Here is a 23144-nt window from a genome sequence, read left to right as displayed (position 1 = left end):
GTTATAAAGACCCATGTATAGACACTCAATTAAAAAATATCAGAAGTTTTTAAAGAGCTCATAGTAGCGATTTTAAAAAGGTATAAAAATAAATTAATCGATAGTCATTAAAAAACCTGCTTGAAGCAGGTTCTATTCGTATATTAAGTATATTGGTTATTATTTAATTTATTGACTTAATGTTGATGATAGACAGTCCTAAATCATTAAATAGATATTAAATACTCTTCACTTAGCTTTCTATTAGCTTTAAAGCGTACACAAGTAGTTATAAAATAATCTATATAGTTAACGTTTAATTAATCAGAACAATATGATATTTATAAATTAAAAACTAAATACTAATTAAATAAATACTAATCTTCTTTATTAAACCCACCAGACTCATTATCAGGGTTTCTATTAAAGTCCGATTTTAAGTTATTAGAATCGGATGTTGAGCTTGAGATATTTGATGTATCAGCACCTTTATCTTCAAACCCTTTATATGCAAACCCTTTATCTGCAAATCCGCGATTTTCAAAACCTTGTTGAGACCGATTATCAAAAGAATTGTCCGTCTCAAAGCCTTTATCACTATCAAAGCCACGTTTATTGGCAAAGTCACGGTCTTCAGTAAGGCCGCCACGTTCTTGATTAAAACCTCGTTCAGGGAAGCCGCCACGGTTAAAGCTGCTGCGTTTGTTAGCAAAACTACCAGACTCAAACCCAGTTGGGGTAGGTGCCGCACCGAACCCACCTTGGAAACCTGACAATTGCGACGTGGTAGCGCCTTGAGCCGTCGTGCTACTACTACGAGGATTACGAGCAGGAACTACAGTTGATATGGCATGTTTATAGACCATTTGACTCACGGTATTTTTTAGTAGAACGACATATTGATCAAATGATTCAATCTGACCTTGCAGCTTGATACCATTAACTAAAAATATAGATACTGGAATACGATCTTTTCTTAATGAATTTAAAAATGGATCTTGTAACGTCTGTCCTTTAGACATAATTTGTGTCTCCTTTTTCTAATTTATTATTTATGGATGACAAAGTTAAGTTAGCCTCTTAAAATCTTAATTATTTCAATATGTACTATTTAATCAGACTAATCTAGTATTTAAAATAACTTTATGGATACGTTATCATTTATCATACTAAAAGAGTCATAAAATGACACTAAATTTGTTACCACATATAAATAAAAAGAACTATTACAAAAGATTAAAAGTTTATATTAATGAAATAATATAACGTTTAGCGTCTTCCATGGTTGAAAACTTAAGGACTATTTTGTTATTTGAATTTAATGACCCGTCCTCTTTCGTACCATATGTTGACAATAGGTTTCTAAGCCATGTATATTGGCGCTTTGCAAGCTGTCTAGTTGCATATAATGCCTTATTTTTCATATGTTGACAAGAAATATCCTTATCATAATCAGGGTTTTTAGATAGCTGTATTTGTGACTCTTTATCGTTATGGTCTGACTTAATTTGTAAGTGTTGAACACTTGAATCTTTAGTTTGTATAAGATAATCAATAACTTGACGATAACCCACACATCGCATAGAAGGGGCGTCATCTGTTAACGCGTATTTATTTAATAAGTATTTGACCTCATCAACGAACCCTTCCTCCCACATCATCTTAAGTCGCAATTCAATCCGTTCGTGCAGCCATTTTCTATCTGGCATTACTGCTATGCCTATCCAGAGCTGATTTGGATTATCAGATAATGCCTGTTTTGGTAGTTGCTGCCAATAACTTAATGGCTTGCCAGTTTGTCTAAATACTTCTATGGCTCTGGTAATACGCTGTGAATCATTAATGTTTAGTCGTTCGGCGATATCAGGATCAACCTCTGATAAATATTGATACAATGTATTAATACCAGCTTCTTGTCGCCACTGTTCAACCTCTTCTCGTACTTTAAAATCTGTTTGAGGCACTGGGGATAGTCCAGCAAACAAAGCCATGTAGTACATCATCGTCCCTCCGACTAGCAGAGGAATCTTACCTCTCGCATGTACGTCATTTATTAATGCGTCTATATCTTCCACGAAATTAGCCACACTATATGTTTCAGTTGGGTCAATGATATCAACTAAATAATGGGGATATTTTTCAAGTTCCTCTTGGGTTGGTTTCGCCGTACCAATGTCCATTTCGCGATATATCAATGCAGAATCGACAGATATAAGCTCGATTCGGCCAGTATCATATAGCTCGTATGCAAGTGACGTTTTACCACTTGCCGTAGGCGCCATCAAACATAGCACAGCGTTATCAGGTAACTTATCCAAATCTTTTGATAAATGAGCGGTATCTGTAATGGTATTGAACACGTTATACTCGATTGAAAGTTATGTAAGATGATTTATGAGAGGAATAAACTATGTGGATATTCTTTTGGATTAAGAATCATATAGGGATTTAGATTGACTTAATAAAATTGCAACAATCTCATGCATTTGTAGTTCGGCGAGCGCTGCAGCAGATAAATTATCAACGATATCTTTTGGGTCAACGTCTGTTTGTAAGCTTAAAACACGGTCAAACAATTGGTTGATGTGCGCAGCATTAATTTTATTATCTGCCATATAATTAATATTTATCGACGTCATCAAATCTGACAATCCAAGCAAGCACATAGCAGTGTCAATTTGCACTAAGGCCAGCATTGAATGATCACTTAGATCTGATAGCTGATCTTTAAACGCATCAACCACTATGTTGTTGGTATTGTCGTTATTAAAGATACCCAAACATCTTATATTATGTTCACTATAGGTCAAATCGGATTGGTTATGTTCCCTCGAATTAGCTAGATATTGAAATGATGACTCTCTAACATTTTGACGTGAATTATCCTGAGCAATGCCCAAATGTACCGTGTTTGTAGAGGATGTCGCAGTATCGCTGCAATAGCTATGTTTAGAACGACTGCTAGTATAATGTTTGCTATTAGAACAACTGCTACTAGAACGACCACTACCAAAGCTGCCAACGTCTAACTCAAGCTCTGATTTATCAATGAGATCCTCGTTGTTTATTTGTGGACTATTTTGTCGACTATGATGTGATGACAACGATGATTTTAGAGGCGTCTTAAAAGACGATTGGATTGGCTGTTCAACCGTTTCTAAATTAACCTGACGTTTTTTCCACTCGCGCAGCGCATCCTTAGTACCCACATCTAAATAAGCCATAATGTTACCTAAGTTTTGAATTTTTATGCATTGCTTTGATGGGTGCACATTCAAGTTTAGCCATTGTTTTGGCAATCTAAAAAATAAAACATACCCTAAACTTTTCACTTCCTTAGCACAGTCTCGCATGCATTTAGAAATGCGACTGTCTTTAACCAGCCGTCCATTTATATATATCAACTTAGATATGTTATTAATATGCTTTTGATCGCTTGGAATCAAGAAACCTTGAATATCTATAGGGTGCGAATTGTCGTTTAGGACAGTCTCGTCTAGGACAGTCTCGTTATGAGAGTATGGGGTTATTGGCGGACTGGTATTAACCCTCAATCCTTCTAAATCTATTGCAATAGGCTGAAGGTTATAGACATCAAATAAAGATGACTGTGTGGTTGGAAAAATTGAGCGTATTCGAGACAAAACTGACTGATGAAAACCAGTAGGCACATGGCGATTGCTATTGCTATGAGCATGGCTATGATCCAAAACATTCACATCAATATTATCAAAACCTTCATCATCTGTAAGCTGAATTGGCTCGAAATGAAATCGCTTCTTACCGTTATGCCACAGATTAAAACTTATGTCACTGGCTACCAAAGCCAAATACTTAACCACTTCTTCAATATGAGCATATTCAGTCGAAATCGATTTTAAATTAGCACGTCTCGCGGGTACATTAAAATATAAATCCCTAACAGTAACGGTTGTACCGCATGGGTGGACAACGGGAACGAGTTCTGGCGAATCATCTAAAATACCTGCTACATTAAGTGCACGTCCTATACCACTATGATTGGCGCTACTGGTTAATGTCAGTCTAGATACTGAAGCAGTAGCGGCCAGAGCTTCTCCTCTAAAACCTAGCGTCGCTATGCCTTGTAGATGCGCCACATCTGCTATTTTACTGGTGGCAAAACGTGTTACCGCCATAACCATATCATCAGGATGTATGCCGTAGCCATTATCACTTACTTCTATAAACCCCATTCCACCCTGTGTAATTCGAACATCAATAGACGTTGCACCAGCGTCAATAGCATTTTCTACCAACTCTTTTACCACCGAAGCTGGCCGTGTTACGACTTCCCCGGCTGCAAGTTGATTGACCAAAAGTGGTGATAGTTTTTTGATACGATTTGAATTTAAGGCGGTATTCGACGGCACATTAGAGGGTGAAAGATTATTTTTACGAGACGATGAGCTGCCCTGCCTATACATTGTTAGGTCATTTTGACTTAGGGTCTTTAAGTTGTTTGTAGGGCCATTGCTTAAGTTCATTATTTTATTCAATTTAATTTATTAAAACGATTTTCTCAATTTTGTTCTTTAGTTACTGTGGCTTAATTACTGTTATTTAATTACTATTATTTAATTACTGATATCATATTATTGTTATTTAATTACTGTTATTCAATTACTGGTATCATCTTATTGTTAGCAGATTTATGATATTCAAATGATAGCTACTAAATACTATATCTTTATTTATAGTTATCAACATCAAGAACAAGCGTTTCATCTGATTCAATTTGGACTTGTCTAACAGTACTCCCTTCATACTCAACCAGTTTTATATGAATTTTCATCAGCGGTGTTGGTAAGTACTCTAAAGCTTTGCTGGCCCACTCTATAATGACAAGCGCATGGTCATCTTCGAGATATTCTTCAAAACCAATGAATGATAGTTCTTCAGGATCTTGTAAACGGTAAAGATCAGCATGATAAACGCGCTCAAGCGTGCTATTTCTACTCTGAATCATATTATTCAATCCATACGGTTCTACCAAGGTATAGGTTGGACTTTTAACAGCACCTTCATGACCTAGAGCGCGTAACCAATAGCGCGTCAAAGTTGTTTTACCAGCTCCCATATCCCCTATCAGCCATACACTGCCCAATATTTCGTTACTGGCTAACCACTCAGCAAACCTTTTGGTATCTTGTTCAGAATATAAAATAATAGGGGTAGATTCAGATGTGGATTCTTGAGGCATATTGTTCTCACTCAAAAGCTACTTAAATTAAAGCTAGTGAATTAAAAGTATAACCTGATTAGACATTAGCTTTAACGAGGATTTATTTATGGGATAATTTGGAGGTGAATCTGACCAAATTTCTATGGATGTTTGGAAGGTCTATTTAATTTGTAACTGAACCTCAGGATTGATGAACGGCTCCCCTGCGATCAATTTAGAGTACATCTCGGGATCATGCCATTCCTGCTTAACTTGATCACTAAATTCAAAATCTTCGAGCTTAAGAATACCCATATCTTCATTAGCGACATCTTCCTCAAAACATTGTGCGTAGCCAGTTGCGGTCTCATGAGCAATGACGGAATACACACTCACGCCTGCTTCGCCATTGACCATCTTAGTTTGATTCAGAATATTTTGTGCCCAAAAAAATATAACCCTTGAAAACTGCTCGGCAGATGGAGAAACAGGTAGGCTAATCCACCGCGCACTGAATTTTTTGCACATTGCTATGTATTCAGGGTCATCTCTGTTCCAAAAACAGATGGCATGATCAAAGCTATCAATGATGTCTTTAATAGAGGATTTTAATAACCCAAAATCATACACCATTTGTCCGTTGTCGAGTCTATCAGCTTGTAATATAAGCTCAATTTGATAGCTATGACCATGGATCGAACGTTTACATCTATCCGAACTACAGTTACGCACTATATGCGCATTCTCAAACTTAAAGAGTTTTCTTATTCTCATTTACTCTCTCACTACTTTTGTTAACCTACTTTAATTTTTTAAAATAAAACCTATCTGACACTTTCAGGAAGGTTTAATAGATCGATATAAAGCGCTTTTAATTTGTAGACGCTGACTGTTTATGAATCAGATGTAAATTACTTCTACAGCTCACTACTTCTATACAGTTTAACATTTAAACGCGCAAACAAAAATGGATAACGCTATTTAGCACTATCCATTAAGTCCAGTAAGCAAATAAGCAGGTAATCAAATGAGCAAGCAAGCGAATTAGTTAATTCAGACAACAGATTAAATAATCAACGAGTCTACCTGCTTATAATTCATGTTTTACTCATTTAATAAAGTTAAATAAGGGTTTAACGGCTTTAAAGCAGTTTTAGTATGTCTTTTTCAATAGCTTCAGGTTTTGATAACGAGGCATAGCGATCAGTCACCTCTCCACTAGAGTTTACAAGAAACTTTGTAAAGTTCCATTTGATCCCACTTGTTAAAAAACCACCCTCTTGCTTTTTAAGCCAAGTAAATATCGGATGCTCATTTTTACCATTAACATCAACTTTCTCCATCATCAAAAAGCTAACGCCATAATTTTTTTGACAAAAAGAACCAATTTCTTCATTCGAACCGGGATCCTGACTGCCAAACTGATTGCATGGGAAGCCTATTACGATAAGTCCTTGATCCTTATACTTTTGATACAACTTTTCAAGACCTTCAAATTGAGGTGTGAACCCACACTGACTGGCAGTATTCACAATCAATAGAACCTTATCCTTAAAGTCACTAAAATCAACTTCATTACCACTTAAATCATTGGCTTTAAAATCGTATATCGTTGTCATAATTGCATCCTTGTTATTATATATCAGCCTTGAGAACGGTTCTCGAGCAAAGCATTGCTTTTTCCGTTCGCAAGGCAAGAGCTTTGCTCGAGAGGGGAGCAGGGCTATTTTTTGCCAATATAATGTGACTTTTAATAATTAACGGTTCTAACTTACGATTCTAACTTAGAACGATTAAGCTGCTAAAATTCACCTGCATATTGACTAAAAAATAGTCTCCGCCAGTCCCACAAATCAATTCAATACAGCCCCTAGTTTTTGATGACTAAGGCGTATCACTAGGCTCTAAATCAATAGCCACCGAGTTTATACAGTAACGCATGCCGGTTGTCTCTTTTGGTCCATCAGGAAACACATGACCTAAATGGCCACCACAATTGCTACAGGTAACTTCAACACGGCGCATACCATGCGACGTATCAAGATGTTCATCTATTGCAGAGTCGTCAACCGAAGCATCAAAACTAGGCCAGCCACATCCTGCATCAAATTTATTCTTTGATTCGAACAATTTAGTACCGCAGCCTTTACAGCGATAGGTACCCTGTTCGTTCATATCGTTGTGTATACCCGTAAATGGACGCTCCGTACCCTTTTGGCGTAGAACGTTGTACTCTTCTTGGGTCAAGCGCTCACGCCAGTCTGCATCAGTAAGCTGTTGTATCTCTTCTTTGGTTAATTGTGAATCTTGCATAATGATTCCTTAGGTTTGATTGATTTATAAAATTTCTAAATATCCACATCAGTGATTAAACTTCTATATATGACTTATGTATATAAATAGGGATTCATATTGTATTAGATTACATTTTAAAGATTTCTATATATAGGAACGCAATACTCTATAGATGGGGTTGTAACACTTTGAGTTCAATAAAACCTAAGTACTCAAAATTTGTTCAACAGTAAATCACATTTTAAAATCAATTATTATAATTGGTGGATTATATAATCGGCAGTTATCTTGAATGTTTAACGTTCTATAAATAACAATCAATCAATGCAAGTAAAACTTGCATCATATATACTTGCGCTCAGTCTAGTTTTGCAATAATATCTTGCATTATAGATCTAATATAATTAATTATTAAACTTTCTAATTAGATTTAGCTTCAAACCTCTATCGTTCTCAAAATACCATATTGGACAGTATTATGACTGACTCATTAGAATACAAAGATCAAGGCAAACGATTAAGCGCTTTGCGTAAGTCAAAAGGACTTACTGCCGAACAGCTCGCAACACTAATGACTGAGGCAGGTGCGAAAGTCAGCCGAGGTGCAATATCAAATTGGGAAAGGGGCATAAATGGTATTGTTGCCTCAAAAATACCTACCTTGGTCAAATTACTAGACTGCTCAGAAGGTTATTTGTTGACAGGTGAGCCCGATCAAAAAATATACCATCTAAACAAAACCAGTAACCCTACTAAAAGTAGAAAAATTAACAGTGCTCAAAACGAGCAAGATACTACTTCTAGGAATAGTTCTCTCGATACGAATTCTAATAACAATAACAGCAACCCTAGTCAAAATAATAAAGCAGAGAATGACTCGCAAAGCAAAACTAGCCAAAACGGTTCTCATTCAAATCCATCACCATTACGTATAAGCGAATCGACTATGACACATTCAAATCATAATAGTCCCAAACCTCTTAGAAAGTCTGAAAAGCTGCAGAATGTATGCTATGACATTAGAGGCCCTCTTCTTAAAACTGCCAACTTAATGGAGCAGCAAGGACAACGAATTATCAAACTAAATGTTGGCAATCCTGCGCCTTTTGGTCTTCAAGCGCCGCATGAGATTCTGCAAGACGTTGCGCTAAACCTTCATAATGCTACTGGCTATTCAGATTCACAAGGTATATTCTCTGCTCGTAAAGCCATTTTGCAATACTATCAATCAAAAGGGTTATTGTCTGCCGTAGATATCAGAGACGTGTACCTAGGTAATGGAGTATCTGAATTAATTGTTATGACAATGCAAGCGCTGATGAATGATGGGGATGAGGTGCTTATTCCTATGCCAGACTATCCGCTGTGGACCGCAGCCACTAACCTTGCAGGTGGAACGGCTGTGCATTACCGATGTAATGAAGCGGATAACTGGCAACCAGATATCGAAGATATACGAGCTAAGATTACGGATAAAACGCGCGGTATCGTAGTGATTAATCCAAACAACCCAACTGGTGCGTTGTATTCAGATGAATTGTTGAACCAAATTGTAGATCTCGCTCGCGAATACAACTTAGTGATCATGGCAGATGAGATTTATGATCGGGTGTTATATGATGACGCCGTTCATACCCCCATGTGTACTTTATCGCAAGATGTGATGATATTATCTTATAACGGTCTATCAAAGTCGCATCGCATTGCAGGTTTTAGAGCAGGCTGGATGATGCTCTCGGGTAATAAGAGTCATGCCAAAGACTTCATAGAAGGTTTGGATATGCTGGCTTCTATGCGCCTTTGTTCAAACGTGCCTGCTCAATACGCTATTCAAACTTCCCTTGGAGGTTATCAGAGCATGAAAGCGTTAACAGAACCTAATGGACGCTTGTATAAACAACGTCAAATGGCGGTTGAGCGGTTAAATGCAATCCCAGGGATTTCGTGCACCATGCCTCAAGGGGCTTTTTATTGTTTTCCTAAGATTGACCGCTCAATCTATCCTATTGAAGACGATACAGATTTTATGATGCAATTATTGAATCAAGAAAAAGTACTGATGGTGCAAGGTAGCGGGTTTAATTGGGATGCACCAGATCACTTTAGAGTGGTATTCTTACCTAACCTATATGATTTGGAAGAAGCGATGGATAGAATTGAGAGATTCTTTGCAAATCAGCGTCAGAAGTTCGGGACAGATACGACTGATGTTATAGATAATGATAACTCTGAATCTAATGTTAACAGTCATGACACCCAAAATGCTTAGAACTTATTTTCGTAGCTCATTGATATAGATGGTATTAAGTAGACGGTATTAAATATAAGATTTCTTGAAAGGAATGAATCAAAGGACTAAAAATTCAGGGCCTATTAATTTAGTATTAACAGGCCCTGATTAAGTCATAATATATGAAAGCTGTTATTTAAACCTGTTTTTAAAACATAAGTTGACTGCTTAAGTTGAAAGCTAACGTTTAAATCTTAAGTTATAAGCATGAGTTATAAGCATAATTTGTAAGCTTTCGTTAAAAATAAGTTACAGCTTTCGTTCTGTAAGATAATGGATTATTTCAAATTTATTAGGACGTGATACTAGCCATTGTGCAAACGCTTCTGCTTTATTGTAGTCATCACCCAACTTCTGCTGATAAAGTGTTTTGAAGTCATTCTCCATTTCTTGCGCTCTTAGATGGCGTTGCCAAGAGTCGCTAATTACTTTTGTCAGCTTATTTTCAATATTTAAGTACTTTAAGAGCTGCCATTCTCCCCTATCCAACCATATGGCATCACACGTTTCGCAAACATTAATGGTGTTATCAAATTCATTATCTATATCGTACTTAATTGTGAACTTGCCGCATTGCTGACAGATTATAGCGCCCTGAGTGTTCTCAGCTTCTATAAACTTAAATGTATCAGGCTGACTGCTCAAGTTTAGTTTGTTAGCATTACGCTGCGACAGTGTTTTAGCCTCTAACCACGCTCTATAAGTGGATAAATTAAGATAGAGACCCTTACAGGTCGAACACTTCAAGGTTTCTAAACTTCCCTCAAGCAGATTGGGCTCCATGGTATTAGTCTTGCATTTGTAGCAGTCTAATTGCATTTTAGTCTCGAATTGATTACTAATAATGACAGAATACACCATTTTATGAACTATTGTTCAATTACTAGACTCTATTTTAATACTATTTTTAAATTCATTTATATATCAAAGACTTAAGACAAAGCTAAGTGTTTTTCACTGTTCAACCATAAAACAAGACATACTCTTTTTTATTTAAGTATGTCTTTAAAACTCGCTTAAAAATTGCGAGTTCAACTAAACAGCATTTCTTAGTCAGGCTTAAAACTATCTCTCAAGCTAACAATCTCATTAAACACTGGCTTTTCTGACGTATGCAGCTTACTATCAGCGACAAAATACCCTTCACGTTCAAACTGGAAACGGCTTCCTGCTTCACAATTAGCAAGTGAAGGCTCAACTATGGCATCAAGCTCAGTTAATGAATTGGGATTTAACGCATCGTGAACATCGTCAACACTACTTGGATCTTCTATGCTAAACAAATGATCATATAACCGTATTTTAGCCGGCACCCCTTGACTTGCAGATACCCAATGAATAACACCTTTTACTTTTCGATCTTCTGGGTTTTTACCTAAGGTGGTCTTATCAATCGTGGCTTCCAATGCTACGACATCTCCATTATCATCTAGAACATGGTTAGTCACTGATAATATATAAGTATTTCGTAAGCGTATTTCAGTCTTTTCAGGAGACAAACGTTTGTAACCTTTTGGAGGTTCGAGCTCATAGTCCCCTTGATCAATATAGATGGTATCTGTAAATGGAATCTCACGCTCACCCATATCAACATTAGGATGTTTTGGCTGAGTTAACCATAGGGTTTTGTTGGCATCATCATATCGCGCAGTCACACTCTCAGCTTTTAGATCTTGCCACTCGCTGATTGCTTTATCAAAATTTGTTATTGTAACTTTAAGTGGCTTTAAAACTGCCATACCACGAGCTGTGGAATTTTCTAATGATTGACGAACACTAAACTCTAACAACCGAAAGTCAACAACACTATCCGCTTTGGTGATACCTACACGCTCACAAAAATCTCGCAGACCTTCAGGCGTATAACCGCGTCGACGCATACCGGCGACAGTTGGCATTCGTGGGTCATCCCAGCCCTCTACAATCTCTTCATCAACCAATTGTTTAAGCTTACGTTTACTGGTTAAGGTATGATCCACATTTAAGCGACTAAATTCATATTGATGCGGCGCTCTATAGATACCTCCTTTTTCACCAATTTTTTCAATTACCCAATCATAGAATGGACGGTGATCTTCAAATTCAAGGGTACATAGCGAATGGGTTACCTTTTCGATGGCATCTGATAAAGGATGCGCAAAATCATACATAGGGTAGATACACCATTTATCACCCGTTTGATGATGTTCTTGATGAAGTACACGATAAATCACTGGATCTCGCATATTCATATTAGGGCTGTCCATGTCAATTTTGGCACGTAGCACCGCTTCACCATCTTCAAACTTACCTGCGCGCATATCTTCAAATAACTTTAGATTATCTTTAATACTCGCATCACGTTGTGGAGACGGCGTACCAGGTTCTTTGAACGAACCTCGATTGTCTTTTATTTGTTCTGGTGTTTGTAGATCAACGTAAGCGTCGCCTTGTTCTATTAGCTGAACCGCCCACTTATACAATTGATCAAAATAACCTGAAGCATGTTGTGGCTCCCCTACCCAATCAAACCCCAACCACTTCACATCTTTTTCGATATTATCAATATAATCTTGTTTTTCAGCCAACGGGTTGGTGTCATCGAAGCGTAAATTGCACACGCCACCGAATTCGTTTGCCACACCAAAGTTAAGACAAATAGATTTAACATGTCCCAAGTGCAGATAACCATTTGGCTCAGGCGGAAAACGTGTGACGATTGTATCGTACTTGTTCTCGGCTAAATCTTCTCTAATAATATGACGTATAAAATCATTTTTTTGAGCGTCTTGAGTGCTATTAGAAGAATTACTATTTGCAGAATTGCTGTTATTTTTAGGGTTGCCAAGGTTGCCTTTGACGCTGTTCGCATGACTCATAAACGCGTGCTCCTGTCACTTAAATTAGGAAGATTTATATTTGGATAGATAGAAGGTGATTTAAAAACTAGATTTTTAAAATACATCATTAAGCCTATTCTAACAGGTTTACCAAACCCTGTAACAGCTAGACACATGACATCAATAAAAAAAGGCGTTAGACTATCGCCTTTGATAACTTAATCGCTAATAACTTATTGTATAATTGCCTTTATCCCTAATTACTTTGATCAAGAATAGCTTTGTTCAAAAAAACTTTAATTACTGATATCTATATTTTGGAAGTCACTAATAGTTTTTATATATAGCCTGTTATCAAAATAAATGTTATTAAAAATAAATTTGAAAGTTCCAAACCATCTTAAAGCTAATTAACGTTTGGTAATTAACAAACCATCGAGGGTGAAATGATTGCATTAAGAAATTTTGGCATAGGTGGTTTTTTACTACCCATGTTCCTTATGGGCTGTGCCAACTCAAACAACCATGTCAATGATAGTGTCCACGAAAATGACGCTATCTCTAAAACCAATTATAAGGAGACTCAAATGAGCGAACATCCAGTCGTACAACTTAACACTTCAATGGGTGACATTACTATTGAACTAAATGAAGAAAAAGCACCTAAAACGGTTGATAACTTTATTAACTATGTTGAGTCAGGTCATTATAACGGTACTATTTTTCATCGTGTTATACCAAACTTTATGATTCAAGGTGGTGGTATGGACGCAAATATGAAAGAAAAATCGACTAACGCGCCGATTGAAAATGAAGCGGACAACGGCCTTAAGAACGAAGAAGGTTCAATTGCCATGGCACGTACTCAAGACCCACATTCAGCTACCAGTCAATTCTTTATCAATGTAAATGACAATGGTTTCTTAAATCATACTGGTAAAAACATGCAAGGTTGGGGCTATACTGTATTTGGCAAAGTGACCGACGGCATGGATGTTGTTAAGAAAATCGAAGGTGTATCTACTGGACGTTCTGGTATGCATGCCGATGTGCCTAATGAAGCTGTATTCATCAACACAGCGACAGTCGTTAGCAAATAATGCCTTAACAAGTTATTAACAACGCTCGATAACATTAGCTCAATATTATTTATTAAAATTTATTGATTAAAAAAAGTAAAAATGACTTATTCAGACATTTATGACACCGATAGACCTTATGTTATCAATTATAATCACTTAATAACCACACGCCCGCATGATATAAAGCGTGTGTTTGTTAGTGATTTACATTTGTCAGCTGAGGAGTCTGCATTAGTGCAGGCTTTTTCAGCTCTATTAGATGACTGTTGTCAGTTACCTAACCTTAATGAGCTTTATATTCTCGGGGATTGGTTTGATATTTGGATTGGTGACGATGCCTATTTAAGCTTATCTCATGCTCAAAAACAGAGACATTGGTTAACCCCACTTATTTTACAATTAAAACAATTACACACAACAGGGTGTCAAACCTACGTGATGCATGGCAATAGAGATTTTCTAATCTCACAAGATCTATGCGACACCTTTCATGGTCAACTTATTAAAGAACCTTATACATCAAAAATTGGCAGCTTAACAGTAAGGCTTGAGCATGGGGATGCCCTTTGTACAGACGATGTGGCATATCAGCGCATGCGCAAGGTCTTACGCTTTCGACCAATAAAATGGGGACTGTTAAGACGTTCTATATCGCAGCGTGAGAAACTCGCTGATAAAATTCGAAAAAGAAGTGCCTCAGATAAATCATCCAAAAATGAGTTGATTATGGATGTTAATTATGCGGCAGTCGACAAAGCTATCCATAAGGTAGATGTCCTTATACATGGTCATACCCATCGACCCGCTTGTCATCAAACGATGGATGATAAACCTCGCTATGTATTAGGCGATTGGAGAGTACTTAATACTGACAAACTCATTTTCGAACATAAGCAAAGCAATCTTGAGCAAACCAATCTTGAGCAAAGTAATCTTGAGCAAAGCAGTCATTTTATAAAAAATGCATTAAATATAAACCATGACAACCCCAAACTTAACGATGATAAATTAAAGCTTACTTATTCATCTAAAGGTTATGTAGAGGCAGTTATAGGAATAACTACATTAGAGCCTGATATTTTAGAACCTAGTACTTTAGAACCTAGTACTTTTAATCATGAACACTCACAATCATCAGAATCTGAAAACTTCCAATTGGTGCGCTTTAAGCACAAACTACGCACTGTTTAATTAAACTACTTTAGGTTAACCAGTGTTAAGTTGCGGATGTTTAATTCAACAATTGCTAATTAGAGCAATTAATTTTAGGCAATTTAATCCAAAAGTTTAAAAAAATGTTGTCTGTAATGCTTTAATTCTCTAATGGAGTCCCGAATATCGTCCATTGCTAGATGCGATCCCGTCTTTTCAACCCCTTTGAGTACGTCTGGTCGCCACCTATAACAAAGCTCTTTGATTGAAGATACATCTAGATTTCGGTAATGAAAAAACTTTTCCAGTGCTGGCATCTGCCTTGCCAAAAAGCGGCGGTCTTGACAGATAGAATTGCCACACATCGGCGATTTGCCTTCATCAACCCATTTATTCAAGAATGCTATCGTACCTGCCTCAGCTTCTTCTAACGTCACTTGGCTTCTACGTACTCTATCAATTAAGCCAGATTCGCCATGTTGTTTCGTATTCCATTCATCCATCGCGTTTAGCTTCTGATCTGACACTTTGATGGCATAAACAGGGCCATCAGCCAATACATAAAGATCATCATCAGTCACGATAGTCGCAATCTCTATAATATCATCGTGCATGGTATCAAGCCCAGTCATCTCAAGGTCTATCCATACCAAACCTTTTTTACCTTGGTTTTTAATTTTTATTTTGTTAGGGTGGTTGGTCGTTCCCATTATTAATCCTATTTTATGAAATTAAACCTTTCAAAATATCATCTATAATCAATGAAGTCTGAAATGGTTACACGCTAATCGAATGAACATACTTGTGAACTTAATATGCAGTTAGCTAAGCTAGATTAATACCGTAGCCGTTTAGTTATTCACTGACTGTATGAGATTTTTAGAATGTCTATAGTAACAAATTTCATGCAGAGACTTCATACAATTCTAGTTATTAAGCTTTAGAATTATAAAACTTAGTAAATTCTACTACATTTTATAATCGGCTTTTCATACCGAATTTAATTAAATAATTCATCCAAACATTAAACACGGTAATCAAATAATATGGCGCTAATAAGACAACGCAAACTTACTAAACAACAGCTTCGCCGCATTAGTAAACAGCAAGACCAACAGCAAGACTTAGACAATGATAGTCTAATGGATGGTGTTGTTATGGCGCACTATGGTAAGCAGCTTGAGGTACAGGTTACGTCACTTCCAAAACATATACCTGAACCGCCTATTGTAGCTGAGGGTGAGCCTGAGCCCTTTTGGCAAGAGATGAAGATGCATGACATATGGCGCTGCCACGCCCGCACTAATCTTCCTATGCTGGCCACAGGAGACAAGGTGCGCTGGACGGCTGACCCAAATACTGGGTTTGGTCGAATCGAATCTGTTCAAAACCGTACCTCTATCATCTCACGTCCAGATCGATATCATAAACTAAAACCAGTGGCTGCAAATATTGATATTTTAGCCATTGTATTTGCACCTTTACCCGCCGCCGCACCTGGTCTTATTGATAGATATTTGGTTGTTTGTCATCATGCGGGTGTGACCCCATTATTAGTATTAAATAAAGCAGATTTATTGAATAATGAAGATCATGCCCCTACTGAAAACCTATTAATTGACTACAAAAATCTAGGCTATGAAACTGTATTAACTGCTGCTCCTTGCCCTGAGAACAGTCTTTATCAATCTGCACCGTTAGAACCATCAGCATCTCAATCAGCGTCTAAATTAGACAATGACACCATCCAAGACTCACTTATGGAGCGGATCATTAGTGTCGATGAGCTACAGCACAAAATTAAAAACAAGCTGGTAATCTTTGCTGGACAATCTGGTGTCGGTAAAAGCACCTTAGTAAACGCTATGTTGCCCAACTCCGATCAGAGCGTTAACGTTATCTCGACCAATTCAAAACTTGGTCAACATACAACAACGACAAGCTGTTTATTACCCTTTGTTCCGAATGATTTGTCTCAAGGGGGCATCGTGGATACGCCTGGTATACGTGAATATGGAGTATGGCATCTGACCCCAGAGGATGTCATAGCAGGGTTTAAAGAGTTATATCCACTTTCAGCAGACTGTAAGTTTCGAGACTGTAAGCACACTCACAATAGTAAAGGGTGTGCATTATGGCAAGCAGTTGATGACAATAAAGTACTAAAACGGCGCGTTGAGAGTCTCGTTACCTTACAAGCTGAAGCAGATACTCAGGATTATAGGTAATTTAAATACAGCATTATCAGCAGACGGTCGTTTAACTGAAAAGGTTTAATATTATGTCGCTTTTTAAAGCAGCGCCTTTCATGGAAGCAGTGCGTCTTATAGAATATTTAAAACGATACAAGGTTTATGTAGGGTTGACTGTATTGTATGATGCATTCTAAGGTCTATCACGTTATAATATTATACATAAAGTTTATTATTGGAGAAGTGTTTTGTCATTAGATCGTTGGCTTGAATTTATGGGTAACCACCCATTTTTATTTGGTACTTTAGCTGTACTTTTGGTTCTATTTTTTGCAGTTGAGAATAAGAGAAGTGGTAAGAAGATATCACCTAATGCTTTGGGAACCCTTGTAAATTCTGAAAATGCACAGATTATTGATATACGTTCTAATAAAAAGTTTGAAACTGGTCACATTCAAGGTAGTCGTAACATTCCATTTACGAGTCTTAAAGATCGGCTTACTGAAATTCAAGCGATTGACGCACCTATCGTGGTGGTATGTGATATGGGCATACAAGCAGGTGCAGCAGTACAGATGATAGGTAAGCCTAATGTGTTCCGCTTAGATGGTGGCATAGGTGGTTGGCAAGCTGCAGGTATGCCTTTAGTCGGTGGCAAGTCTACCAAAGGTAAAACCATTAATAGCAAAGCTAAAGCGCGTTAATTATTAACTTTAATTTTGTTTGATTTAATACCCCTGAATTTACACCGTATATTGACGTCCCCTATTGACACATAAGTATTTTATTTAAATTTGTTTATAAACTCACTATATACAATATAAGGATTTATCATGACTGCTACTGTAACGGTCTATACTACCCCAATTTGTCCATATTGCACCAATGCAAAACAACTTTTAAATTCTAAAGATATTGAATTTGAAGAGATTGGCATGCACGACATTAGCTCTGATGAGCGTATGAATCTTATGAAAAAAACTAATAACTATCGTACTGTACCGCAAATATTTATTGGTGAAACGTTTATTGGTGGATTTGATGAGCTTAATCAATTAAACCAAGACGGTAAACTTGATGAAATGGTTAATGCTTAATCGTATTATGTTAAGGTGCTACTTGTACCTTGATGATTAAGATTTAATTTTAATTTACTCTGATTATCTTTCATTTTTATTTATTTTTTTAATTTTAATAAAGGACAGCTATCATGGCAGAGCAAGAACAAGCACAACCTCAATTGGCATTAGAACGCATCTACGTAAAAGATATGTCTCTTGAAGTTCCAGGTGCTGAAGTATTTACTAAGGAATGGCAACCAGAGCTTGATATTAACTTAGCTACGGACGCTAAAAAACTTGATGATGATCATTATCAAGTTATATTAACAGTAACCGTTAATGCTCAAAACTCAGGTGAGCCAGCTTTTATCGCTGAAGTGCATCAAGGTGGTATCTTCTTATTAAAAGACATCCCAGAAGATCAAATGGGTCAAATCCTAGGCGCATATTGCCCTAACGTATTATTCCCATACGCTCGCGAAGTAATTAGTGATATCGTGACCCGTGGTAGCTTCCCACAATTACTTTTAGCTCCTGTTAACTTTGATCAAGCTTATGCACAAAGCCAACAGCAAGTTCAAGGTAATGCTTAATCATTCAGATATGCACTATTTACAGATATGCACTATTTAAGGTTTAACGCTATAGTGTCTAATCCAACTGAATGTTAAGCTTAATATCTCATGTTCAAGACTTAGCTTAAATACTTATATTTGAATAAATTAAAAAGACCGCTTTTGCGGTCTTTTTCTATTTAATCTATTATAAGGGCGTGTCTTTAATGGAGGCAACCCCTGTAAGTATCTCCTAATACTATAGTCAAAGAACTTTAAAGTAGTCACATGGCAACCGAGTGCAAGTACTACTAGGGTAGGCTTAACGAGGTTAACATTGTGACTCTTTACAAGTTCGCTGACTACATGAATAAAAAGCTTCGAACAAAAAAAAGCTTCTGCATATATAGAAGCTTTTTTTATTGATGTTACTTATCGTACTAAAACTAATAAACTACCCTTTTAAAGCTTTTAGAATATTATTCTTAACCACTTCTATGTCTTTAGTACCATCAAACTGATGATATTGAGCAGCATCTGGGTTTTGATTCGCTTTTTTCTGATAAAAGTCGACAAGTTTAGAGGTTTGATCGTGATAGGTAGCTAAGCGATCTCGGATAGTCTCTTCTTTGTCATCTTCACGTTGTATTAGTGGCTCACCCGTCACATCATCAACGCCTTCTTCCTTAGGAGGATTGTGAATCATATGATACACACGTCCGGATCCAGGATGCTGACGACGGCCAGAAAGACGATTAACTATTTCATCGTCTGGCACACTTATTTCAACCACATGATCAATGTCTACACCCGCATCTACTAAGGCAGCCGCTTGTGGTATAGTGCGTGGAAAACCATCAAAAATACAACCATTGGCACAGTCCGGCTTAGCGATACGTTCTTTGACAAGATTGATGATTAGGTCATCGGATACTAACCCGCCCGTCTTCATGATACTTTTCGCTTTCTTACCGAGCTCTGTTCCTTCTTTAATAGCAGCGCGCAGCATATCTCCTGTTGAAATCTGAGGGATATCGAATTCTTTTGAGATAAATTGAGCTTGGGTACCTTTACCCGCCCCCGGAGGTCCTAGCAGTATAATACGCATCATAAGTTGTTATCCTCTTGGTTTAAGTGATAGGTAATTTATGTCTTTATATAAACCTATATCACAGTGTTTAGCTATAAGTTGTCTAGTACTTTATGGCTTAGCGCTAGATGGTCTTGAAATTTTGAGTACTAAACTTAGTTGTCTTGAACTTTTGTTGTTTTAAGCTACGTAGCCTATTATTTCACCATCTTTTATTTTAATAAAACGCTAAATACTGGCTTCTTATTGTATAGTCAGAAAAATACTAAATGGTTACGGGGTTAACCTTGTTAAGCCTAATATAGTAGTACTTGCACTCGGTAGCCTTGTCACCATTTTAGATTCCTTTGACTGTATTAAGAGCCGCTAAATATAATGAACAAATACCATACCCTGCACTTTAATAAAGCTCAAGCTATTTAATTCATTTAATGCAATATAACTGACACTTAGTGGTCAAATATTTCGTTGCATATCTGTTCAATTATACCTTTCTAATTAAACTAGGTAAATTTAGCAGTCCAACTCTCTTAATCAGCTTAAGGTACTTGCTGATTTATCTCGATTGCTACTTTAGGTAGTGTATTTGAACCATCATATGCTAACGGAATATTATCAGCCGCTAAATCGCCCGCTTCTGTAATTGCCTGTCCTGATTTACTTATACGAGCTGTCACTACTAGGTCTGCGTTCTGGTCAATTGCTGCAGATAACGTGCGTGAGGGCATCATTGCATCACTATCAGACAATTGTAATATATAGCCATCTTCGGCTCGTGTAATATCTGCCGCTGGTAACCGTTTGACCGCAATAGGTGCACCGCCGCTGGCTTCTCTAATCGTAACATATAGCACGTCATTAGGCTCTACTAGCGGATACAAGCTTGGGTTTAATAATACAGTGATATCAACTCCGCTAGCTTGCGCATCTGTTGGAGCTTGCGAATTAGACTGAGCTTGCTGATTTAAAGCATTTGAATGTATAGGGTCAGAAGATGACTCTGCATTAATACTTGCTCGCTTCTGAGCGGCAATACTATTACTTAATTTATCTAAGCTTTGCAGCGCATCGCTATGATCGCCCTCTCTTGCTTCGATGCCAATACGTAACTTATCAATCCATTGCTGAGCTTGATCAAAGTTGCCTTCACGAGCTTCGGCCATAGCTATGAGCATTTGAGCGCCTTGATGATATGGATTGGTTCTTAAAACGCTATCAAGTGCTTTGCGGCCGTCTGGACCTAGCATACCACCGCTCGTAAAAAACTGTGTCTGAGCAAATCTCACTGCGATGTCTTCATCTTCAGGGCTTAACCGATAGGCTCGAGCAAGGGCTTCCATCGCTTGTTCTTCAGCCTCAAAAGCTAAATAAACATCTGACAAACGTAACCAGCGCATAGCATCATGAGCATGATGATGGACATTGGTTTGTATTGCACCGAATAAACCTACATTATCATCAACGGCCCATTCGGGTGGACTATCAATTATACCCGTTAATAGGTCATCAGCAACTTGGCCTAACTTATCTTGCGCACTCCACAGTTCCATAACTGGCGTTCTATTCGAAGAGACTATATAAGCGAGAATCATTAATAAAGGTATACATAGTAATATTGTTAAACGTGCCTTAGGGCTTTTAGTAAAGGTACGTTCCTGTTGAGAGACAACGCTTTTGCGCGTCTGCTTATCAGCTTCTGTGATGACCTCTTTAGCCTCATCACCACTCGTTGGTTTTGAAATCTGGTCATCGCTGGCTAAAATAAGTTGGCGTTCAAGTTCTGTTTTTTGTACCTTAAACTCTTCTGCGCTCATGCCACCAGCATCGTAATCCGATTTTAATTCTTTTAAGCGCTCTTTAAAGACTTCAACATTGAGCGTAATAAGCTTATCGTTCTGTACAGATTTATCTGCTCTCAACCATGGAATCAATACTATTACGGCTAATAAGATTGCTAGTATGATTGCCAGCGCGATAAAAATCACTAACGTTGGCATGTTTTACTCCTTAAAGTTGAAACAGATATTAATAAATGATTTATATAACAATATTTAATAGAATTTATCAGGAATTTGAATCATCTGAACTATCTACAGTATATGAAGATTTACTATGCGGCTCGTTATGCTTTTTTAATAGCTCATTTAATCTAGACGCTTCATCTTCTGACAAATTAGACTCAAGCGTATCGGACGATTCTGCATTTAAATTCGACTCCCTAGCCATTCTAGCCATTTGTCTGCTGCTATTATGCGTCTTTCTTGTGCGCCAAAACCACCAAAACACGATCAACACTAAAAATATGGGCGGAAAATACCATAAGATCCACGTTGAAGGTCTTACAGGCGGCTTGTAACTAATAAAATCCCCATAACGCTCATACATATACTCACGTATTTGCGCATCCGTTTGACCCGCCATAACCATCTCATAGGTTTTTCGCTTTAAATCTTGAGATATCTGTGAATCTGAGCCCGCTAGATTTTGATTTTGACACTTTGGACAACGAAACTCTTCTATCAATGCTTTGTATTGCGCTTCTTGACGCGGACTGTCAAACTCATAGACTTCAATGGCAGCACTAGCAAAACTACTCCAGCCGAACATACTGATAGTAATAACAATCACACTGATTAGTTTAAAGGCATTCATTCGAAATTTAGTAACAAAATCGTTGGTTTGTATACTCATTTACACACCTCAGCAATCTGTGCCGTAACCTCTGGCGTACTTAAATCAAGATTTTCATTACCTAATTCACTCAACAATTCCATACATGGCTTTATACGCGCTTGCCAATTTTGCTCATGAATTTCCCCAACAATGTGCTGACGTATATTTCCTTGAGTATCAACGATAAAGCTTTCAGGCGCACCTGTTAGACCTAAATCTATCGCAAAACTTCCAGAATAATCTCTAAAGCTAAATAGAAAAGGGTCTCCGCCACGGCTGATGTAACCTCGAGCATCTTCTAATTCATCTTTGTAATTAACACCGACCATAGGTACTTGACGATTACGCAGTTCCATCAAAAAAGGATGTTCTACAATACAAGTTGGGCACCATGATCCCCACACGTTTATAAGATAAGGTGATTGGGGCAAATCACTGTTCGTCACCATAGTTGATGGATCTGATAATAACGGTAAGTTAAATTCTGGTACTGGTCTATTTATTGCATTATCGATGACAACATCAGTAGGCTTACCTAGCTTGGCAAACAGCATAACGATTAATCCGACAAATACGATAAAAGGGATTAAGAACCAAACTTTCATCTGTGACTTTTTCATGACTGGATCTGACATTTTAAACTCTCTAAATGCTCATTTTAATGGTGAAAGATCGTCTAAATGGTTTAATAAAGAACATTAAGCATATGAAATTAATATCATAATAAGCAGGATATAATGCTTTATTGGCAAAACGATTATAAAAAATTATGTTA

21 protein-coding genes are annotated in these 23144 nt (G+C 37.3%); 7 read left to right on the top strand and 14 right to left on the bottom strand.

Going from position 1 to position 23144, the window contains the following annotated elements; all coding sequences use genetic code 11:
* Window positions 1–356 precede the first annotated feature (356 nt).
* From hfq to msrB, 7 genes are all read right to left on the bottom strand, one after another.
* Window positions 357–1001, bottom strand: a complete 645-nt coding sequence (hfq, locus tag AC21OH_RS02450; protein WP_487370589.1) for an RNA chaperone Hfq — start codon at window positions 999–1001, stop codon at window positions 357–359.
* Between the two features lie 222 nt (window positions 1002–1223).
* Complete coding sequence (gene miaA, locus AC21OH_RS02445; protein WP_487370630.1) at window positions 1224–2261, bottom strand: tRNA (adenosine(37)-N6)-dimethylallyltransferase MiaA; 1038 nt, start codon at window positions 2259–2261, stop codon at window positions 1224–1226.
* Window positions 2262–2408: 147 nt separating this feature from the next.
* On the bottom strand, window positions 2409–4424 hold the full coding sequence (mutL, locus tag AC21OH_RS02440) for a DNA mismatch repair endonuclease MutL (RefSeq protein ID WP_487370590.1): 2016 nt from the start codon (window positions 4422–4424) through the stop codon (window positions 2409–2411).
* A 263-nt stretch (window positions 4425–4687) separates the two neighbouring features.
* Window positions 4688–5200, bottom strand: a complete 513-nt coding sequence (gene tsaE, locus AC21OH_RS02435; RefSeq protein ID WP_487370591.1) for a tRNA (adenosine(37)-N6)-threonylcarbamoyltransferase complex ATPase subunit type 1 TsaE — start codon at window positions 5198–5200, stop codon at window positions 4688–4690.
* A 141-nt stretch (window positions 5201–5341) separates the two neighbouring features.
* Window positions 5342–5935 carry a 6-pyruvoyl trahydropterin synthase family protein gene (locus tag AC21OH_RS02430; RefSeq protein WP_487370592.1) on the bottom strand — a complete coding sequence of 198 codons (594 nt, stop codon included), beginning with the start codon at window positions 5933–5935 and terminating at the stop codon, window positions 5342–5344.
* Between the two features lie 368 nt (window positions 5936–6303).
* Window positions 6304–6780, bottom strand: a complete 477-nt coding sequence (locus AC21OH_RS02425) for a glutathione peroxidase (RefSeq protein ID WP_486535895.1) — start codon at window positions 6778–6780, stop codon at window positions 6304–6306.
* 265 nt (window positions 6781–7045) lie between these two features.
* A complete protein-coding gene (gene msrB, locus AC21OH_RS02420; RefSeq protein ID WP_486535896.1) occupies window positions 7046–7474 on the bottom strand; it encodes a peptide-methionine (R)-S-oxide reductase MsrB in 429 nt (142 codons plus the stop codon).
* 460 nt (window positions 7475–7934) lie between these two features.
* Between msrB and AC21OH_RS02415 the strand changes: the two genes are divergently transcribed.
* Window positions 7935–9725, top strand: coding sequence for an aminotransferase class I/II-fold pyridoxal phosphate-dependent enzyme (locus tag AC21OH_RS02415; protein ID WP_487370593.1), 1791 nt, complete (start codon window positions 7935–7937; stop codon window positions 9723–9725).
* Between the two features lie 270 nt (window positions 9726–9995).
* Here AC21OH_RS02415 and AC21OH_RS02410 read toward each other — a convergent pair whose 3' ends face one another.
* Window positions 9996–10529 carry a TFIIB-type zinc ribbon-containing protein gene (locus AC21OH_RS02410; RefSeq protein ID WP_487370594.1) on the bottom strand — a complete coding sequence of 178 codons (534 nt, stop codon included), beginning with the start codon at window positions 10527–10529 and terminating at the stop codon, window positions 9996–9998.
* Window positions 10530–10795: 266 nt separating this feature from the next.
* Entirely contained in the window at window positions 10796–12604 is a 1809-nt protein-coding gene (locus tag AC21OH_RS02405; protein WP_487370595.1) for a glutamine--tRNA ligase/YqeY domain fusion protein, read from the bottom strand.
* Window positions 12605–13152: 548 nt separating this feature from the next.
* Between AC21OH_RS02405 and AC21OH_RS02400 the strand changes: the two genes are divergently transcribed.
* Together AC21OH_RS02400 and AC21OH_RS02395 are read left to right on the top strand one after the other, a co-directional pair.
* A complete protein-coding gene (locus tag AC21OH_RS02400; RefSeq protein ID WP_487370631.1) occupies window positions 13153–13665 on the top strand; it encodes a peptidylprolyl isomerase in 513 nt (170 codons plus the stop codon).
* 81 nt (window positions 13666–13746) lie between these two features.
* Entirely contained in the window at window positions 13747–14838 is a 1092-nt protein-coding gene (locus AC21OH_RS02395; RefSeq protein ID WP_487370596.1) for a UDP-2,3-diacylglucosamine diphosphatase, read from the top strand.
* Between the two features lie 83 nt (window positions 14839–14921).
* On the opposite strand, the gene orn is transcribed toward AC21OH_RS02395, so the two are convergent.
* The gene (gene orn, locus AC21OH_RS02390) at window positions 14922–15509 is read right to left on the bottom strand and encodes an oligoribonuclease (protein WP_487370597.1); all 588 of its coding nucleotides are present in this window, start codon (window positions 15507–15509) and stop codon (window positions 14922–14924) included.
* Window positions 15510–15845: 336 nt separating this feature from the next.
* Here orn and rsgA point away from each other — a divergent pair, with 336 nt between their 5' ends.
* The 4 genes from rsgA to secB all read left to right on the top strand — a co-directional run bounded on the left by rsgA (window position 15846) and on the right by secB (window position 18645).
* Window positions 15846–17027: a ribosome small subunit-dependent GTPase A gene (rsgA, locus tag AC21OH_RS02385; RefSeq protein WP_487370599.1), complete on the top strand. Its 1182-nt coding sequence runs from the start codon at window positions 15846–15848 to the stop codon at window positions 17025–17027.
* 239 nt (window positions 17028–17266) lie between these two features.
* A complete protein-coding gene (locus tag AC21OH_RS02380) occupies window positions 17267–17695 on the top strand; it encodes a rhodanese-like domain-containing protein (RefSeq protein ID WP_487370632.1) in 429 nt (142 codons plus the stop codon).
* A 129-nt stretch (window positions 17696–17824) separates the two neighbouring features.
* A complete protein-coding gene (gene grxC / locus AC21OH_RS02375; protein WP_486535904.1) occupies window positions 17825–18088 on the top strand; it encodes a glutaredoxin 3 in 264 nt (87 codons plus the stop codon).
* 113 nt (window positions 18089–18201) lie between these two features.
* The gene (secB, locus tag AC21OH_RS02370) at window positions 18202–18645 is read left to right on the top strand and encodes a protein-export chaperone SecB (RefSeq protein WP_486535905.1); all 444 of its coding nucleotides are present in this window, start codon (window positions 18202–18204) and stop codon (window positions 18643–18645) included.
* Between the two features lie 415 nt (window positions 18646–19060).
* Here the strand turns inward: secB and adk are convergent, their stop codons facing one another.
* From adk to AC21OH_RS02350, 4 genes are all read right to left on the bottom strand, one after another.
* The gene (gene adk, locus AC21OH_RS02365; RefSeq protein ID WP_487370633.1) at window positions 19061–19714 is read right to left on the bottom strand and encodes an adenylate kinase; all 654 of its coding nucleotides are present in this window, start codon (window positions 19712–19714) and stop codon (window positions 19061–19063) included.
* 521 nt (window positions 19715–20235) lie between these two features.
* Window positions 20236–21693 (bottom strand): c-type cytochrome biogenesis protein CcmI, encoded by a 1458-nt coding sequence (ccmI, locus tag AC21OH_RS02360; protein WP_487370600.1) that lies wholly within the window; start codon window positions 21691–21693, stop codon window positions 20236–20238.
* 67 nt (window positions 21694–21760) lie between these two features.
* Window positions 21761–22348 (bottom strand): cytochrome c-type biogenesis protein, encoded by a 588-nt coding sequence (locus tag AC21OH_RS02355; RefSeq protein WP_487370635.1) that lies wholly within the window; start codon window positions 22346–22348, stop codon window positions 21761–21763.
* Window positions 22349–22383: 35 nt separating this feature from the next.
* Window positions 22384–23004, bottom strand: a complete 621-nt coding sequence (locus AC21OH_RS02350; protein ID WP_487370601.1) for a DsbE family thiol:disulfide interchange protein — start codon at window positions 23002–23004, stop codon at window positions 22384–22386.
* Window positions 23005–23144 lie beyond the last annotated feature (140 nt).

The sequence above is a fragment of the Psychrobacter sp. CX10 genome, assembly GCF_057621575.2.
Note: the sequence above shows the minus strand (reverse complement) of the source record. Positions and strands in the feature narration are given on the sequence as shown.

Excerpts from the sequence above, each read along its gene's own strand:
- hfq (WP_487370589.1), bottom strand. The coding sequence starts at position 1,001 with ATGTCTAAAGGACAGACGTTACAAGATCCATTTTTAAATTCATTAAGA.
- miaA (WP_487370630.1), bottom strand. The coding sequence starts at position 2,261 with ATGGCGCCTACGGCAAGTGGTAAAACGTCACTTGCATACGAGCTATAT.
- mutL (WP_487370590.1), bottom strand. The coding sequence starts at position 4,424 with ATGTATAGGCAGGGCAGCTCATCGTCTCGTAAAAATAATCTTTCACCC.
- tsaE (WP_487370591.1), bottom strand. The coding sequence starts at position 5,200 with ATGCCTCAAGAATCCACATCTGAATCTACCCCTATTATTTTATATTCT.
- AC21OH_RS02430 (WP_487370592.1), bottom strand. The coding sequence starts at position 5,935 with ATGAGAATAAGAAAACTCTTTAAGTTTGAGAATGCGCATATAGTGCGT.
- AC21OH_RS02425 (WP_486535895.1), bottom strand. The coding sequence starts at position 6,780 with ATGACAACGATATACGATTTTAAAGCCAATGATTTAAGTGGTAATGAA.
- msrB (WP_486535896.1), bottom strand. The coding sequence starts at position 7,474 with ATGCAAGATTCACAATTAACCAAAGAAGAGATACAACAGCTTACTGAT.
- AC21OH_RS02415 (WP_487370593.1), top strand. The coding sequence starts at position 7,935 with ATGACTGACTCATTAGAATACAAAGATCAAGGCAAACGATTAAGCGCT.
- AC21OH_RS02410 (WP_487370594.1), bottom strand. The coding sequence starts at position 10,529 with ATGGAGCCCAATCTGCTTGAGGGAAGTTTAGAAACCTTGAAGTGTTCG.
- AC21OH_RS02405 (WP_487370595.1), bottom strand. The coding sequence starts at position 12,604 with ATGAGTCATGCGAACAGCGTCAAAGGCAACCTTGGCAACCCTAAAAAT.
- AC21OH_RS02400 (WP_487370631.1), top strand. The coding sequence starts at position 13,153 with ATGAGCGAACATCCAGTCGTACAACTTAACACTTCAATGGGTGACATT.
- AC21OH_RS02395 (WP_487370596.1), top strand. The coding sequence starts at position 13,747 with ATGACTTATTCAGACATTTATGACACCGATAGACCTTATGTTATCAAT.
- orn (WP_487370597.1), bottom strand. The coding sequence starts at position 15,509 with ATGGGAACGACCAACCACCCTAACAAAATAAAAATTAAAAACCAAGGT.
- rsgA (WP_487370599.1), top strand. The coding sequence starts at position 15,846 with ATGGCGCTAATAAGACAACGCAAACTTACTAAACAACAGCTTCGCCGC.
- AC21OH_RS02380 (WP_487370632.1), top strand. The coding sequence starts at position 17,267 with ATGGGTAACCACCCATTTTTATTTGGTACTTTAGCTGTACTTTTGGTT.
- grxC (WP_486535904.1), top strand. The coding sequence starts at position 17,825 with ATGACTGCTACTGTAACGGTCTATACTACCCCAATTTGTCCATATTGC.
- secB (WP_486535905.1), top strand. The coding sequence starts at position 18,202 with ATGGCAGAGCAAGAACAAGCACAACCTCAATTGGCATTAGAACGCATC.
- adk (WP_487370633.1), bottom strand. The coding sequence starts at position 19,714 with ATGCGTATTATACTGCTAGGACCTCCGGGGGCGGGTAAAGGTACCCAA.
- ccmI (WP_487370600.1), bottom strand. The coding sequence starts at position 21,693 with ATGCCAACGTTAGTGATTTTTATCGCGCTGGCAATCATACTAGCAATC.
- AC21OH_RS02355 (WP_487370635.1), bottom strand. The coding sequence starts at position 22,348 with ATGAATGCCTTTAAACTAATCAGTGTGATTGTTATTACTATCAGTATG.
- AC21OH_RS02350 (WP_487370601.1), bottom strand. The coding sequence starts at position 23,004 with ATGTCAGATCCAGTCATGAAAAAGTCACAGATGAAAGTTTGGTTCTTA.